14 protein-coding genes are annotated in these 14,161 nt (G+C 72.2%); 8 read left to right on the top strand and 6 right to left on the bottom strand.

What is annotated here, in order from left to right; all coding sequences use genetic code 11:
• Window positions 1–137: 137 nt before the first annotated feature.
• Window positions 138–896 (bottom strand): ferritin-like fold-containing protein, encoded by a 759-nt coding sequence (locus tag AB0D94_RS09455; protein WP_362048097.1) that lies wholly within the window; start codon window positions 894–896, stop codon window positions 138–140.
• 453 nt (window positions 897–1,349) lie between these two features.
• On the opposite strand from AB0D94_RS09455, the gene AB0D94_RS09450 reads away from it, so the two are divergent.
• The 3 genes from AB0D94_RS09450 (at window position 1,350) to AB0D94_RS09440 (ending at window position 4,553) form a co-directional block, all read left to right on the top strand.
• The gene (locus tag AB0D94_RS09450; protein WP_362048094.1) at window positions 1,350–3,344 is read left to right on the top strand and encodes a DEAD/DEAH box helicase; all 1,995 of its coding nucleotides are present in this window, start codon (window positions 1,350–1,352) and stop codon (window positions 3,342–3,344) included.
• A gap of 101 nt (window positions 3,345–3,445) precedes the next feature.
• The gene (locus AB0D94_RS09445; RefSeq protein ID WP_362048091.1) at window positions 3,446–4,303 is read left to right on the top strand and encodes an alpha/beta hydrolase; all 858 of its coding nucleotides are present in this window, start codon (window positions 3,446–3,448) and stop codon (window positions 4,301–4,303) included.
• A 97-nt stretch (window positions 4,304–4,400) separates the two neighbouring features.
• A complete protein-coding gene (locus tag AB0D94_RS09440) occupies window positions 4,401–4,553 on the top strand; it encodes a hypothetical protein (protein WP_167347281.1) in 153 nt (50 codons plus the stop codon).
• Window positions 4,554–4,679: 126 nt separating this feature from the next.
• Here the strand turns inward: AB0D94_RS09440 and AB0D94_RS09435 are convergent, their stop codons facing one another.
• The 4 genes from AB0D94_RS09435 to AB0D94_RS09420 form a co-directional block, all read right to left on the bottom strand.
• Window positions 4,680–5,285, bottom strand: a complete 606-nt coding sequence (locus AB0D94_RS09435) for a MarC family protein (RefSeq protein ID WP_362048087.1) — start codon at window positions 5,283–5,285, stop codon at window positions 4,680–4,682.
• Between the two features lie 86 nt (window positions 5,286–5,371).
• Window positions 5,372–6,235, bottom strand: a complete 864-nt coding sequence (locus tag AB0D94_RS09430) for a PHP domain-containing protein (protein ID WP_362048084.1) — start codon at window positions 6,233–6,235, stop codon at window positions 5,372–5,374.
• A gap of 122 nt (window positions 6,236–6,357) precedes the next feature.
• Window positions 6,358–7,002, bottom strand: a complete 645-nt coding sequence (locus tag AB0D94_RS09425) for a DUF6758 family protein (RefSeq protein ID WP_362048081.1) — start codon at window positions 7,000–7,002, stop codon at window positions 6,358–6,360.
• Between the two features lie 72 nt (window positions 7,003–7,074).
• On the bottom strand, window positions 7,075–7,659 hold the full coding sequence (locus AB0D94_RS09420; RefSeq protein WP_362048078.1) for a suppressor of fused domain protein: 585 nt from the start codon (window positions 7,657–7,659) through the stop codon (window positions 7,075–7,077).
• A gap of 363 nt (window positions 7,660–8,022) precedes the next feature.
• On the opposite strand from AB0D94_RS09420, the gene AB0D94_RS09415 reads away from it, so the two are divergent.
• Entirely contained in the window at window positions 8,023–9,147 is a 1,125-nt protein-coding gene (locus AB0D94_RS09415; RefSeq protein ID WP_362048075.1) for a magnesium and cobalt transport protein CorA, read from the top strand.
• A gap of 43 nt (window positions 9,148–9,190) precedes the next feature.
• Window positions 9,191–9,706 (top strand): hypothetical protein, encoded by a 516-nt coding sequence (locus AB0D94_RS09410; RefSeq protein WP_362048072.1) that lies wholly within the window; start codon window positions 9,191–9,193, stop codon window positions 9,704–9,706.
• Window positions 9,707–10,002: 296 nt separating this feature from the next.
• On the opposite strand, the gene AB0D94_RS09405 is transcribed toward AB0D94_RS09410, so the two are convergent.
• Window positions 10,003–10,791, bottom strand: coding sequence for a hypothetical protein (locus tag AB0D94_RS09405; RefSeq protein WP_362048069.1), 789 nt, complete (start codon window positions 10,789–10,791; stop codon window positions 10,003–10,005).
• A gap of 179 nt (window positions 10,792–10,970) precedes the next feature.
• On the opposite strand from AB0D94_RS09405, the gene AB0D94_RS09400 reads away from it, so the two are divergent.
• The 3 genes from AB0D94_RS09400 (at window position 10,971) to AB0D94_RS09390 (ending at window position 14,139) form a co-directional block, all read left to right on the top strand.
• The gene (locus AB0D94_RS09400; protein WP_362048066.1) at window positions 10,971–12,242 is read left to right on the top strand and encodes a CBS domain-containing protein; all 1,272 of its coding nucleotides are present in this window, start codon (window positions 10,971–10,973) and stop codon (window positions 12,240–12,242) included.
• A gap of 85 nt (window positions 12,243–12,327) precedes the next feature.
• Window positions 12,328–12,927 carry a DUF1003 domain-containing protein gene (locus AB0D94_RS09395; RefSeq protein WP_362048135.1) on the top strand — a complete coding sequence of 200 codons (600 nt, stop codon included), beginning with the start codon at window positions 12,328–12,330 and terminating at the stop codon, window positions 12,925–12,927.
• A 96-nt stretch (window positions 12,928–13,023) separates the two neighbouring features.
• On the top strand, window positions 13,024–14,139 hold the full coding sequence (locus tag AB0D94_RS09390) for a P-loop NTPase (RefSeq protein WP_362048132.1): 1,116 nt from the start codon (window positions 13,024–13,026) through the stop codon (window positions 14,137–14,139).
• Window positions 14,140–14,161: the final 22 nt, after the last annotated feature.

Below are 14,161 nucleotides of genomic sequence, written 5' to 3'. Positions count from 1 at the left end.
GGCGGCGCCCCGGCCCCCCCCCCCCAGCCCCCCCCCTCACTGCTCCCCCCCCCCGGGCGCCCACCCCCCCCCCCTCGGCGCGGGCCGCCCCCGGAGCGCGTCGATGCGCTCCGGGGCCGCCGTACGTCTGCGAGCGGTCAGGCTGCGAGGCCGAGGGCCGCCATCCGCTTGGTGTGCGCCTTGGTGATCCGGGTGAACATCTCGCCGACGGCCGCCAGGTCGAAGCCGGCCGCCATCCCGTCGACTCCGCCGACCAGCATGGTGGAGAGCGCGTCGCGCTCGGCGACCACGCGCTGGGCCTGCGACAGCGCCTCGCCCATCAGACGGCGGGCCCACAGCGCGAGCCGGCCGCCGCAGCGCGGGTCGGACTCGATCGCGGCGCGCACCTTCTCGACGGCGAAGTTGCCGTGGCCGGTGTCGTCGAGCACGCCGACGACGAGCGCGCGGGTGTCGGTGTCCAGGTGGCTGGCGACCTCGCGGTAGAAGTCGCTGGCGATCGAGTCGCCGACGTACGCCTTGACCAGGCCCTCCAGCCAGTCCGACGGGGCGGTCTGGCGGTGGAAGTCGTCGACGCCCTTCGCGAAGGGCTCCATGGCGGCGGTCGGCTCGACCTCGATGGCGGCGAGACGGTCGCGCAGCCGCTCGAAGTGGTGGAACTCGGCGGACGCCATGGCGGCGAGCTCGGCCTTGTCGTCGAGGGTGGGCGCGAGCTTCGCGTCCTCCGCGAGGCGCTCGAAGGCCGCGAGCTCTCCGTAGGCGAGTGCGCCGAGCAGGTCCACGACGGCGGCCCGGTACTGGGGCGAGGCAGAGGCGGTCGCCCAGTCCTGGGCGGCGATGCCCGCGGATTCTCCGGGGGCGCTGTCGTCGGCGGGCGAGGCGTTTTCTACGGTCGACATGCTCCGCACAATAGCCCGCCGAAAGGCGGCCCAAGTCACCACACCTGTTCACTGTCGGGCCCCGTAAACACGCCTACCCGGTGAATTCGCCCGACACAGCTGCGCGATTCCGGGGTACAGTGGTAATGCGCCTGCCGGATACTCGGCGGGCCATCCGAATGAGGATGCCCGGTCGGTGGCCCGATCGGCTCCAACCGACCCGCCCTCGGCGTGGTGCGTGCGTTCATGCGCATGGCCACCCATGAGGGGCCCCCTCAGCGGCACAAGCGCTTGAGCGAAGGCTTAGTGGTCCCGCGCAGCTTTGTACGTACGTCGCAGTACTGCAAGCCCGGCACGGTACGACCCCCATCGCCGCCTCGCGCCGCGTCTCACAGAAGAGGCAGCACCCTGACTACGTTCCGTGACCTCGGGATTCTCCCCGAGACCGCCGAAGCCCTTGAGGCCGTCGGCATCGTGTCCCCCTTCCCGATCCAGGAGATGACCCTCCCCGTCGCCCTTTCCGGCACGGACGTCATCGGCCAGGCCAAGACCGGAACCGGCAAGACGCTCGGTTTCGGCCTTCCGCTGCTGGAGCGGGTCACCGTCCCCGCGGACGTCGAGGCGGGCCGGGCGACGCCCGAGCAGCTGACCGACGCCCCGCAGGCCCTCGTGGTGGTTCCGACCCGCGAGCTGTGCACCCAGGTCACCAACGACCTCCTGCAGGCCGGCAAGGTCCGCAACGTCCGCGTCCTCGCCATATACGGCGGCCGCGCGTACGAGCCCCAGGTCGAGGCGCTCAAGAAGGGCGTCGACATCATCGTCGGCACCCCGGGCCGCCTGCTCGACCTGGCCGGCCAGAAGAAGCTCGACCTGTCGCACATCCGCGCGCTGGTCCTCGACGAGGCCGACGAGATGCTCGACCTGGGCTTCCTGCCCGACGTCGAGAAGATCATCAACTACCTGCCGCCGAAGCGTCAGACCATGCTGTTCTCGGCGACCATGCCGGGCGCGGTCATCGGCCTGGCCCGCCGGTACATGACGCAGCCGACGCACATCCGCGCCACCTCGCCCGAGGGCGAGGGCGTGACCGTCGCCAACATCAAGCAGCACGTCTTCCGTGCGCACAACATGGACAAGCCGGAGCTCGTCTCCCGCATCCTGCAGGCCGAGGGCCGCGGGCTGGCCATGATCTTCTGCCGTACGAAGCGCACGGCGGCCGACATCGCCGAGCAGCTGGAGAAGCGCGGCTTCGCCTCGGGCGCCGTCCACGGCGACCTGGGCCAGGGAGCCCGCGAGCAGGCGCTGCGCGCCTTCCGCAACGGCAAGGTCGACGTGCTGGTGTGCACCGACGTCGCCGCCCGCGGTATCGATGTCGAGGGTGTCACCCACGTCATCAACTACCAGACGCCGGAGGACGAGAAGACCTTCCTGCACCGCGTGGGCCGCACCGGCCGCGCGGGCAACAAGGGCATCGCCGTCACCCTGGTCGACTGGGACGACATCCCGCGCTGGCAGCTGATCAACAAGGCGCTGGAGCTGGACTTCCACGACCCGGTCGAGACGTACTCCACGTCTCCGCACCTGTTCGAGGAGATGAACATCCCGGCGGGCACCAAGGGCGTCCTGCCGCGTGCCGAGCGCACGCGGGCCGGCCTGAAGGCCGAGGACCTCGAGGACCTGGGCGAGACCGGCGGCCGTGGTGGCCGTGGCGGTCGCGGTCCGGCCGCCGCCGCCCCCGTGGTGACCGAGGAGCGCCCCGCGCGCACCCGTACGCCGCGCCAGCGCCGCCGTACCCGTGGTGGTACGGAGCTGGGCGCCGAGGCGGCCGACGCTGCTGTGACCCCGGTGGCCGAGGCCCCCGAGGCCCCGGGCGCCGACGAGCCGCGCAGGCCGCGCCGCCGCCGCACCCGGGTCGGCGCGGTGCCGGCCCAGGCCGTGGAGACGGTGGAGACGGTCGAGGCCGCTCCGGTCGCCGAGGCCGCTCCGGTCGCCGTGGTCGAGGCCCCGGTCGCCGAGGAGGCCCCGGTCAAGCCGAAGCGCACCCGTACCCGCAAGGCCGTCGCCGAGACCGTGGTCGCCGAGACCGTGGTCGCCGAGACCGTGGTCGCCGAGACCGTGGTCGCCGAGGCCGCGGTGGTCGAGGCGCCCGCCGCCGAGGAAGCCCCGGTCAAGCGGAGGCGGACGCCCACCCGCAAGCCCGTCGCCGCGGTCGCCAAGTCCGTCGTGGTCGAGGCCCCGGCGGTCGAGGAAGCCCCGGTCGCGCCGCGGCGGGCCCGTGCCCGCAAGGTCGTCGAGACCGCTCCGGAGCCGGACTTCCAGATGGCCCCGCCGGTGGAGCCCGTGAAGGCCCGCCGGACGACCCGGCCCCGCAAGGTCGCGGAGGCCGCTCCGGCCGCCGCCGCCGAGGAGGCCTCGGCCAAGCCGAAGCGCACCCGCACCCGCAAGGCGGCGGCCGCGCCCGAGGCGTAGTCCCCAGGCACCATCCGATGGCCCGGTCCCCCTTCCGAGGGGGGCCGGGCCATCGGCGCATCCCGCCACCACCGCTCCGTACGGGCCGGTAACCTCTGGCCATGAGCAAGCCGCCCTTCCTCACGCTGCCCTCCACCGCCCGCGCCCGCCGGCTCGCCACCGCGCGCGGCGAGTTCGCCGTGCACGAGGCGGGTGAGCCCGTACGCGGCACCGCCCTGCTGGTCCCCGGCTACACGGGCAGCAAGGAGGACTTCATCGCCCTCCTGGAGCCGCTGGCCGCCGCCGGCTACCGGGTGGTCGCCGTCGACGGGCGCGGCCAGTACCAGAGCCCGGGCCCGCGCGAGGAGGCCCCGTACGCCCTGGAGGAGCTGGCCCGGGACCTGTCGGCCCAGGCCGCCGCGCTCGGCGGGGGGCCGGTCCACCTGGTCGGGCACTCCTTCGGCGGGCTGGTCTCGCGCGCCGCGGTCCTGCGCGACGCCGTCCCCTTCACCTCGCTGACCCTGATGAGCAGCGGGCCCGCCGCGATCGACGAGGGCCAGCAGGCCCGTACGAAGCTGCTGGTCGCCGCGCTGGAGGCGCTCGGGGACGACATGCCCGCGGTGTGGGCGGCGATGCGCGCGCAGGACCCGCCGGACCTGGCCCCGGACTCCCCCGAGACCGTGAACTTCCTGCGCGAGCGGTGGCTGGCGACCGTCCCCGAGCAGCTGATCGTCACGGGCCGCGCCCTGATCTCGGAGCCGGACCGGGTGGACGCGCTGGCGGCGGTCGCGCTGCCGAAGCTGGTGCTGTCCGGAACGGTCGACTACGCCTGGCCCGTCCCGCTGATGGACGACATGGCCCGCCGTCTGGGGGCGGACCGGGTGGTGGTGCCGGGCGCCGAGCACTCCCCCAATGCGGAGAATCCGCAGGTCACAGCCAGTGCGTTGCTCGCCTTCTGGGAGTCCTGCAACGGTCGGTAGTTAGCGAGTGAAAAAATTTCCTTAGCGTAGGGAATGTTTGTCTCTTACACTTCGTTGAACCCTCTGCAAGGAGAAACACCGACGAAGGGAGAAGCCCGTGCGCTTCGAGATTCTGCGCCTGGACGACGTCGACGGAACCGCCGTGGACAGCACCGTCGTGGACGCGGCCTCCGTCAACCGGATCGTGCAGCAGGCCGCGTACGTCGGCCAGCGCATTCTGATCCGACCGGCCGAGACGGCGTCCTGCTGACGCCCGAGATCCCCGCACAGACGTCTGCGCCCCCGCACCGAGACCGGTACGGGGGCGTTCGCGCGTCCGCGCCTTCGCGCGGCGGAACTGCGCGCGGGTGCGACGGGCAGCGCGCGGCGGGCGCGGTCAGGCTCCCCGGACGACCTGGAGCACGCCGTTGATGATCTGCTGGACGGCGATCGCGGAGAGCATCATGCCGGCGAGCCGCGTCACGAGCACGACACCGCCGTCCTTGATGACCCGGATGATCACGAGCGAGTAGCGCATGGTGATCCACAGCACGATGTGCATGGCGACGATCGCGGCCCAGACGGACACCTGGCCGCTGACCCCGTCCGCCTTCTGCACGGCCAGGATCACGGACACGATGGCGCCGGGCCCGGCGAGCAGCGGCATGCCCAGCGGGACGAGGGCGACGTTCACGTCCTTGGTCTGCTTCGGCTCGTCGGTCTTGCCCGTGAGCAGGTCGAGCGCGATGAGCAGGAGCAGCAGACCACCGGCGATCATCAGCGCCGGGACGGAGACGTGCAGGTAGTCCAGGATCTGCTGGCCGCAGAGACCGAAGACGGCGATGACGCCGAAGGCCACGCAGACGGCCTGCCAGGCCATGCGGCGCTGCACCTTGCTGGGGCGGCCCGAGGTGAGGGCGAGGAAGATCGGCGTGATCCCCGGGGGGTCCATAATCACAAAAAGCGTGAGAAAAAGGGATCCGAAGACGGCGAAATCAAACACAGTGATGCCTTGCAGGAGAGAGGGGTGTTGCGAAGAAAAAGCGGAGGGGAGGGCGGAGCGGGCCCGGTCCGGGGGAAGGAACCGGCCTAGCGCTCGCGTCCGCCCGCGCCGGGCACGGGGAAGGCGCCGGTCGCACGGCGCGTGATCTCGCCGTAGATCTCGGGGTCGGTCGTGTACTCCCCGAGGCGGCAGGTCTTGCGGCTGCCGTGGTAGTCGCTGGACCCGGTGGTCAGCAGTCCGAGGTCGGCCGCCAGCCCGCGCAGACGGGCGCGGGTGGCGGAGTCGTGGTCCATGTGGTCCACCTCGATGCCGTCCAGGCCCGCGGCCGCCAGCTCGGCTATGACGGACTCGGGCACGCACCGGCCGCGCTTGACGGCGGCGGGGTGCGCGAAGACGGTGACGCCGCCCGCCGCCTTGACCAGGCGGATGGCGTCGAAGGGGTCGAGCTCGTGCTTCTCGGCGTACGCGCGCCCGCCGTCGGCGAGCCAGTCCGGCGTGAAGGCGTCCGAGACGGTGCGGACGACGCCGAGTTCGACGAGCGCCGTCGCGATGTGCGGCCGCCCCACGGAACCCTCGCCGGCGATCCGGGCCACCTGCTGCCAGGTGACGTCCACGCCGAGGGCCTGGAGCTTGCCGACCATGGCCTGGGCGCGGGGGGTGCGGTCGTCCCGGACGAGTTCCCGTTCACGGGAGAGCTCGGGCTCCAGGGGGTCGAAGAGGTACGCGAGCATGTGCAGCCCGACCCCGTCGAGCCGGCAGGACAGCTCGGCTCCGGTCACCAGCGTCAGCCCGGCGGGCAGGGCGGCGAGGGCCTCGGCGTAACCGCCCACGGTGTCGTGGTCGGTCAGCGCGACCACGTCCAGCCCGGCGCCGGCTGCATGGCGCACCAGCTCGGCCGGGGTGTCCGTACCGTCCGAGGCCGTGGAGTGGGCGTGCAGGTCGATGCGCACAGCCTTGCTCCAGGGGTCGTACGGACGGGGACACTCCAGGATAACCGGGCCGAAGGCCTAGGAAGCGTCTCGCCGATCATGCCGGCCGGCCCGGGCCCGGCATGATCGGCGAGACACCCGCACTAGGCCGGCCCGAGGATGCGCGGGCTGAGGGCGCCGCAGGGCAGCAGCTCCACCTCGGCTCCCGCGTCGCGCAGGTCGGTGAGGACGAGTTCGTCGTACATCAGCAGGCCGGACTGCTCGGGCCAGACGATCGCCCACAGCCACAGCCCGCGCGCCTCGCCCGCGAAGACGGCCCGGTCGTCCGGGGCCCCGTTGAGGTGCCACAGCGGGGTCGGGCGGCCCGCCGCGACGACCTTGGCGTGGGGCGGCGCCGAGACGTTGATGTGCGAGCCGGGGTCGGGGCCGTCGATCCCCGCGTACCGCGCGCCGAGGCCGACACCCAGTTCCTCCGCGACCAGCAGCAGCTCCCCGATCCCGCCCAGCGGGCCGGGGCCCGAGCAGGCCACGGCCGTCGCCTTGCCCCCGCTGCGGTCGTCACCGGCGGACGCGATCCCGGTGAACAGCCACCCCACCGGCAGCGGCCACGGCATCCACACCGGCACCTGCGCCCGGTGCACCACCACGCCCAGGCCTTCGACGCTCGGCGGGATGACAGGCTGCAGGGGGTGGACGGTGCCGTGCACCGCGCACTGCCAGGAGTCGGAGAAGAGACCGGGCGCCCTGACCCGGCCACCGCACTTCGGGCAACTTGGTTCGCCCCTCATAAGAAGCCACGCTCCTCCCCGCCCGGCGCCCCGTCAAGACACGATCACCCGTCCGGGGGCGCGGCGCCGGTCTCAGTCCAGTGCGACTGCCGTACGCAGAGGGTCCCGCAGATCCGTGCCGCGCGCGAGCCAGCGTTCCTGGAGGGCGGCCGCGCCGTGCACCCGTTTCCAGGCGGCCTCGTTCGCCGTCATGGGGAGGAGGGGGAGGAAGTGGACCGGGTCCATGGGCTCGTCCAGCTGCAAGTCCTCCACCAGGCCGCCGGGTTCCGCCACGAGCACGGAGCTGAAGGGAGCCCCGTCCCACAGCGGCTCGCCCACGTCGAGCGAGGCGCCGGGGGCCACGATCAGCCCCTCGACCTGGGGGGAGGCGGCCAGTACCGCGAGCGGCCTGAGCAGTTTGTCGGTGGCCGCCAGACCTCCCCGTACGGTCAGCACCAGCTCGGCGCGCGGCCCGCGTACGGGGTCGGCGACCACGGCGGTCGGGTCGGTCATCGGGTGCGCGGACATGCCGAGGGTCGCGTACCGCAGGAGGCCTCCCTCGGAGAAGCGGAGTACCTCGATGCGGTCGGTGCCCAGGAAGGTGACGGCGGCGCGGGCGTCGGGTTCCCCGAACGCGGTGCGCAGCCGGGACTCGACGAGGGCCAGAATTTCTGCCATGCAGGGAGCATAGAACTCGTATCAGCCGGGTAAAGGGCGGGTCTTGACCATCTGTCGGCTGATAGTGTTGACAGCTGTTCGGGGCCGCACGCAGAAGCGGTGTTTCAGCGCCCCGGCTACAGGACGTCCCTCACGGGGGACCGGCCGGAGGAGGTGGGGCTGCGGTGGATCGAAGTCGATCGTGCAGTACCAATCGCTCTTCCACTTCTGTGACGGGCGCCTCCCGCCCCCTTTGATCTCCTGATCAGTAGAAGAGCGACGGCAGAACTTTGTCCTCCCGTCCTGCTTCCTTCCGCCTGCCTGCCGCAGGGGGAGGGTCTCCCACCCGTACGGTCCGCAGCCGTGCGTGCGAAGGAGCCTGCCATGTCGATGCTGCCCTACCTGCGTGCGGCCGTCCGTCCGTCGCTGCGCAAGTCCACCCCGGCCCAGCCCGGCTACGACACCACCCGCGACCCGTCCGCGAGCAGCGCGGTGGTCGACTGCGCCGTGTACCGGGGCGGCAAGCGCGACGCCCAGGATCCGGACGCGGCCCGTCTGACGCCGCGTGAGGCGATCCGGAAGGTCCGCGAGGACGGCGGTTTCGCCTGGATCGGGCTGCACGAGCCGACGGAGGCCGAGTTCGCGGGGATCGCCGCCACCTTCGGCCTGCACCCGCTGGCCGTGGAGGACGCGGTGCACGCCCACCAGCGGCCGAAGCTGGAGCGCTACGACGACACCCTCTTCACCGTCTTCAAGACCATCCACTACGTGGAGCACACCGAACTGACCGCCACCAGCGAGGTGGTGGAGACCGGCGAGGTGATGTGCTTCACGGGCCCCGACTTCGTCATCACCGTCCGGCACGGCGGCCAGGGCTCCCTCAAGGGGCTGCGCCACCGTCTCCAGGACGATCCGGAGCTGCTCGCCAAGGGGCCTTCGTCCGTCCTGCACTCCATCGCCGACCACGTCGTCGACGGGTACATCGCGGTGGCGGCGGCCGTCCAGGACGACATCGACGAGGTGGAGAGCCAGGTCTTCGCCGCTCCCGCCAAGGGCAGTACGCGCGGCGGCGACACGGGCCGCATCTACCAGCTCAAGCGCGAGGTACTGGAGTTCAAGCGGGCGGTCTCCCCGATGCTGCGTCCGATGGAGCTGCTCAGCGAGCGCCCGATGCGGCTGGTGGACCCGGACATCCAGAAGTACTTCCGCGACGTCGCCGACCACCTGGCGCGGGTGCACGAGCAGGTCGTCGGCTTCGACGAGCTGCTGAACTCGATCCTCCAGGCCAACCTCGCGCAGGCGACGGTCGCCCAGAACGAGGACATGCGCAAGATCACCTCCTGGGCGGCGATCATCGCCGTGCCCACGATGATCTGCGGGGTGTACGGGATGAACTTCGACCACATGCCCGAGCTCCAGTGGAAGTACGGCTATCCGATGGTGATGGCCTCGATCGTCGGGATCTGCTTCACCATCCACCGGGCGCTGCGCCGTCACGGCTGGCTCTGACGCGCCGCCGGGCCGTACGGGGGCACCCCCTACTCTGTTCCGCATGACTCTCAGCACGCTCGACCTGGCCCTCGTCGAGGAGGCCACCAAGAAGTCCGGCCTGATCTGGGTCCGCGGCGCCGGGGCCGACCGGGCCCTGTGGCACGCCTGGGTGGACGGTGCGGCCCACGTACTGGGCGACGGGCCCGGCGAGCAGCCGTTCCCGGGGCTGGCCGACGGCGCGTCCGCCGAGGTGACCGTGCGCAGCAAGGACAAGGGCGGCCGGCTGGTGGCCTGGACGGCGACGGTACGGGAGCTGGCGCCGGGCAGTGAGCCGTGGCAGGCCGCGGTCGCCGAGCTGAAGGGCAAGCGGCTGAACGCGCCCGACTCGGAGCAGATGACCGAGCGGTGGGCGCGGGAGTGCCGCCTGCTGCGGCTGGAGCCGGAGGCGGTCCGCACGGAGCTGCCGGCCGGTTCGCTGGCCGCGGCCCCGCTGGTGTCCCCGGCGACGACCCGCCAGCCGATTCCGGCGGGGCTGCCGAAGCTGCTGCTGAAGCGGAAGAAGGCGGCGCGCGCCTAGGTCCTGTCCGGGCGATCTTCGTGGATCAGCCCGCGTCGTCTGGTGCGGTGCATCGCAAGGCGGAGGATCGCAGCTCGTACTCGGCCGTACTCGCGCGGTCCGACAACGCGGCGAGGTGCCGTGCCAGGCGGCGCGGGCCCGCGAAGATCGCCCGGACAGGGCCTAGCCTCCGGCGGTGTGCCGCAGGTTCGGGGCTCGCCCTGTGCCGCCGTGGGCTGATGTGCGGCTGGGTGCGCGGGTGCGGCGGCGTTGCCATGGCTCCGCGCCTCGAACGCCGGCGGGGCCGCCCGCAGGGGTTACGGCTTCGTGGGGTTCGAGCCCTGGCCCTTGGACGGGGCGGCGGGCGGGGAGCCCGCGTCCTTCGTCGTCGGCAGCTGGGGCCCGTAGTCGACGGTCTGGTCCTGCTCGGGCGGCGCCAGCTGGAAGCTCTGGCCCCACTCCGCGAGTTCCACCCGCCCGGCGCCGCCGGCGCGTTCCATCAGCAGCGGGTACGGGGTCCCCTCCAGGGACACCGAGAGCTTGCCGCCCTTGCCCGCGTCCGCCGTGACCTGGACCGCGCGGGTGTGCCCGACCTTGGTGTAGGCGGCGCCCTTCGTCAGCTTGCCGTCGAGGCCCAGCAGCCCGTCCAGCAGGACGTCCATGTCGGTGAAGCCGCGGAACTGCTTGTACGAGGGGTCGCCCTCGGGCACCTTCACGTACTTGTCGCCGAGCTTGCCGGCCGATTCGGACTGCCCCCAGAAGGCGGCGCTGGCCTTCAGGTACAGCTGCTCCCCCACCCGGAGCAGCTGGAAGGTGTCCTCCTGCGACTTCACCTCGCCGGAGCCGCCGTCGGACTTCAGGCGCATGTCGAGGGTGAAGGTCTTGCCGCCGCTGACGAGCGTGCCGGACAGGTGGACGGAGTCGGCCTCCGTGGCGGCCGTCCTGGCCTTCTCCTCGATCTTGTCGGCGGAGAGCTTGCCGACCCCGTTCGTCCCCTCGTCGGGGTCCTTCCCCCCGCAGCCGGTGCCGGTGACGGCCAGGCCCGCGCACAACGCGCCGATGAAGGCGGCCCGGCGCATCCGCATGGCGGGGAGGTAGGCGGTCACGGGCGGATGCCTCTCGTCGTTCGGCTGGGGGCAGCAGGCAGCGTACCCGCCCGTGGGCCGCGGGCCGTCGACCCCCCGTAGGGACCCCGGGCGGACCGCCCCACCAGGACGCCTTCCGCCGGCACGGGCTAGCCTGAGGCACGGCAGGACTGTCGGTTGACGCTCTAGGAGGCGCTCGGATGGCTGCAGGCGCCCCGCGGATCTTCGTCTCGCATCTGTCGGGTGTGCCCGTTTTCGACCCCAACGGCGACCAGGTCGGCCGGGTCCGCGACCTCGTCGCGATGCTGCGCGTGGGCGGGCGCCCGCCGCGGCTGCTGGGCCTGGTGGTCGAGGTGGTCAGCCGGCGCCGGATCTTCCTGCCGATGACCCGGGTCACGGGAGTGGAGTCCGGGCAGGTCATCACGACGGGCGTCGTCAACATGCGCCGCTTCGAACAGCGGCCCACCGAGCGGCTGGTCCTCGGCGAGCTGCTGGACCGGCGGGTGAGGCTCGTCGCGGACGGCGAGGAGGTCACCGTCCTGGACGTGGCCATCCAGCAGCTTCCGGCCCGCCGGGACTGGGAGATCGACCGGATCTTCGTGCGGAAGGGCAAGGCGGGGGCGCTGCGCCGGCGCGGCGAGACCCTGACCGTCGAATGGTCGGCGGTGACCGGTTTCTCGCTGGAGGAGCACGGGCAGGGCGCCGAGAACCTGGTGGCCACCTTCGAGCAGATGCGCCCGGCCGACGTGGCGAACGTCCTGCACCACCTCACGCCCAAGCGGCGTGCGGAGGTGGCCAGCGCCCTCGACGACGACCGGCTCGCGGATGTCATGGAGGAGCTGCCGGAGGACGAGCAGGTGGAGATCCTCGGCAAGCTGAAGGAGGAGCGCGCCGCCGACGTCCTGGAGGCGATGGACCCGGACGACGCTGCCGACCTGCTCTCGGAGCTGCCGGAGGACGACAAGGAGCGGCTGCTGACGCTCATGCAGCCGGACGACGCGGCCGACGTGCGCCGCCTGCTGTCGTACGAGGAGAACACCGCGGGCGGCCTGATGACCACGGAGCCGATCGTGCTGCGGCCGGACGCGACGGTCGCCGACGCGCTGGCCCGCGTACGGCAGGCGGACCTGTCGCCGGCGCTGGCGGCCCAGGTGTACGTGTGCCGGCCGCCGGACGAGACCCCGACGGGCAAGTACCTGGGCACGGTGCACTTCCAGCGCCTGCTGCGGGACCCGCCGTTCACGCTGGTCAGCTCGATCGTGGACACGGACCTGCCGCCGCTGCGGCCGGACGCCTCGCTGCCCGCGGTCACCACGCACCTCGCCGCGTACAACATGGTGGCGGTGCCGGTGGTCGACGAGAGCGGTTCGCTGCTGGGCGCGGTCACGGTCGACGACGTACTGGACCACCTGCTGCCGGACGACTGGCGGGAGACGGAATTCCATTCCGAGGAGGCCGTGCGTGGCCACTGACCGAGGACGTTTCGACCGGGGGCGCGGCGAGCAGGCGCGCGAGCGGCGCCGGGAGCAGATCCGGGAGCGGCGCGAGCAGGCCCGGATGCAGGCGCGCGAGCAGGGACTCGCGGCGGAGGCGGCGGACCGTTTCGCCGAACGCGCGGGAAAGTCCGGTCAGAGCACCGGGGCGAGCGCGCTGACGCGCTCACGGGTCCGGCTGGACCTGCCGCGCGCGCCGCGCCGGTCGCTGCTGCCCGAGTACGACCCGGAGGCCTTCGGGCGCCTGTCGGAGCGGGTGGCGCGGTTCCTCGGCACGGGCCGGTTCATCGTCTGGATGACCCTGGTCATCATCGTCTGGGTGCTGTGGAACATCTTCGCGCCGGACGACCTCCGGTTCGACCAGTACCCCTTCATCTTCCTGACGCTGATGCTGTCGCTCCAGGCCTCGTACGCCGCCCCGCTGATCCTGCTCGCGCAGAACCGGCAGGACGACCGGGACCGGGTCAACCTGGAGCAGGACCGCAAGCAGAACGAGCGCTCCATCGCCGACACCGAGTACCTGACCCGGGAGATCGCGGCGCTGCGGATGGGCCTGGGCGAGGTCGCCACGCGCGACTGGATCAGGTCGGAGTTCCAGGATTTGATCAAGGAGATGGACGAGCGTCGTCTATTCCCGCTCGAGAGTGACGAAGGCGACCGCTAGCAGTCTTCCCCGCGGCATGCTACCGAGCCGTACCATCGGGGCATGGCTACCGACACATCCCCCGCCGACGCCGCCGCAGTGCCCGAGCAGGACGCGATCCTCGACGCGCTGGCGACGGTGAACGACCCTGAGATCCACCGGCCGATCACCGAGCTCGGCATGGTGAAATCGGTGGAGATCGGCGAGGGCGGCGCGGTCGCCGTCACGGTCTACCTCACCGTGTCGGGCTGTCCCATGCGCGAGACGATCACCAAGAACGTCACCGAGGCCGTGGAACGGGTCGCCGGCGTCACCTCGGTCGCCGTCACCCTGGACGTGATGAGCGACGAGCAGCGCAAGGACCTGGCGGCCACCCTGCGCGGCGGCACCGCCGAGCGCGAGGTGCCCTTCGCCAAGCCGGGCTCGCTGACCCGCGTCTACGCGGTCGCCTCCGGCAAGGGCGGCGTCGGCAAGTCCTCCGTCACGGTCAACCTGGCCGCGGCGATGGCGGCGGACGGCCTGAAGGTCGGCGTCGTGGACGCCGACATCTACGGCCACAGCGTGCCGCGCATGCTGGGCGTCGAGGGCCGCCCGACCCAGGTCGAGAACATGATCATGCCGCCGTCCTCGCACGGGGTGAAGGTCATCTCCATCGGCATGTTCACCCCGGGCAACGCCCCGGTGGTGTGGCGCGGACCGATGCTGCACCGCGCACTCCAGCAGTTCCTTGCCGACGTGTTCTGGGGCGACCTGGACGTGCTGCTGCTGGACCTGCCGCCGGGCACCGGTGACATCGCGATCTCGGTGGCCCAGCTGGTGCCGAACGCCGAGATCCTGGTCGTGACCACCCCGCAGCAGGCCGCGGCCGAGGTCGCGGAGCGGGCCGGCTCGATCGCCGTACAGACCCACCAGAAGATCGTCGGCGTCGTGGAGAACATGTCGGGCCTGCCGTGCCCGCACTGCGACGAGATGGTCGACGTCTTCGGCTCGGGCGGTGGCCAGAAGGTCGCCGACGGACTGACCAAGACGGTCGGCGCGAGCGTGCCGGTGCTGGGCTCGATCCCGATCGACGTCCGGCTGCGCGAGGGCGGCGACGACGGCAAGCCCGTGGTCCTGTCCGACCCGGACTCCCCCGCGGGCGCGGCCCTGCGGGCGATCGCGGGCAAGCTGGGCGGCCGCGCGCGCGGCCTGTCGGGCATGTCCCTGGGCATCACCCCGCGCAACAAGTTCTGATCTGCCGTCACGCGAAGGGGCG

Origin of the sequence: Streptomyces sp. NPDC048255, from assembly GCF_040652415.1 — a bacterium.
Taxonomy (GTDB): Bacteria; Actinomycetota; Actinomycetes; order Streptomycetales; family Streptomycetaceae; genus Streptomyces.
This window is presented reverse-complemented; position numbering and strand designations above follow the sequence as displayed.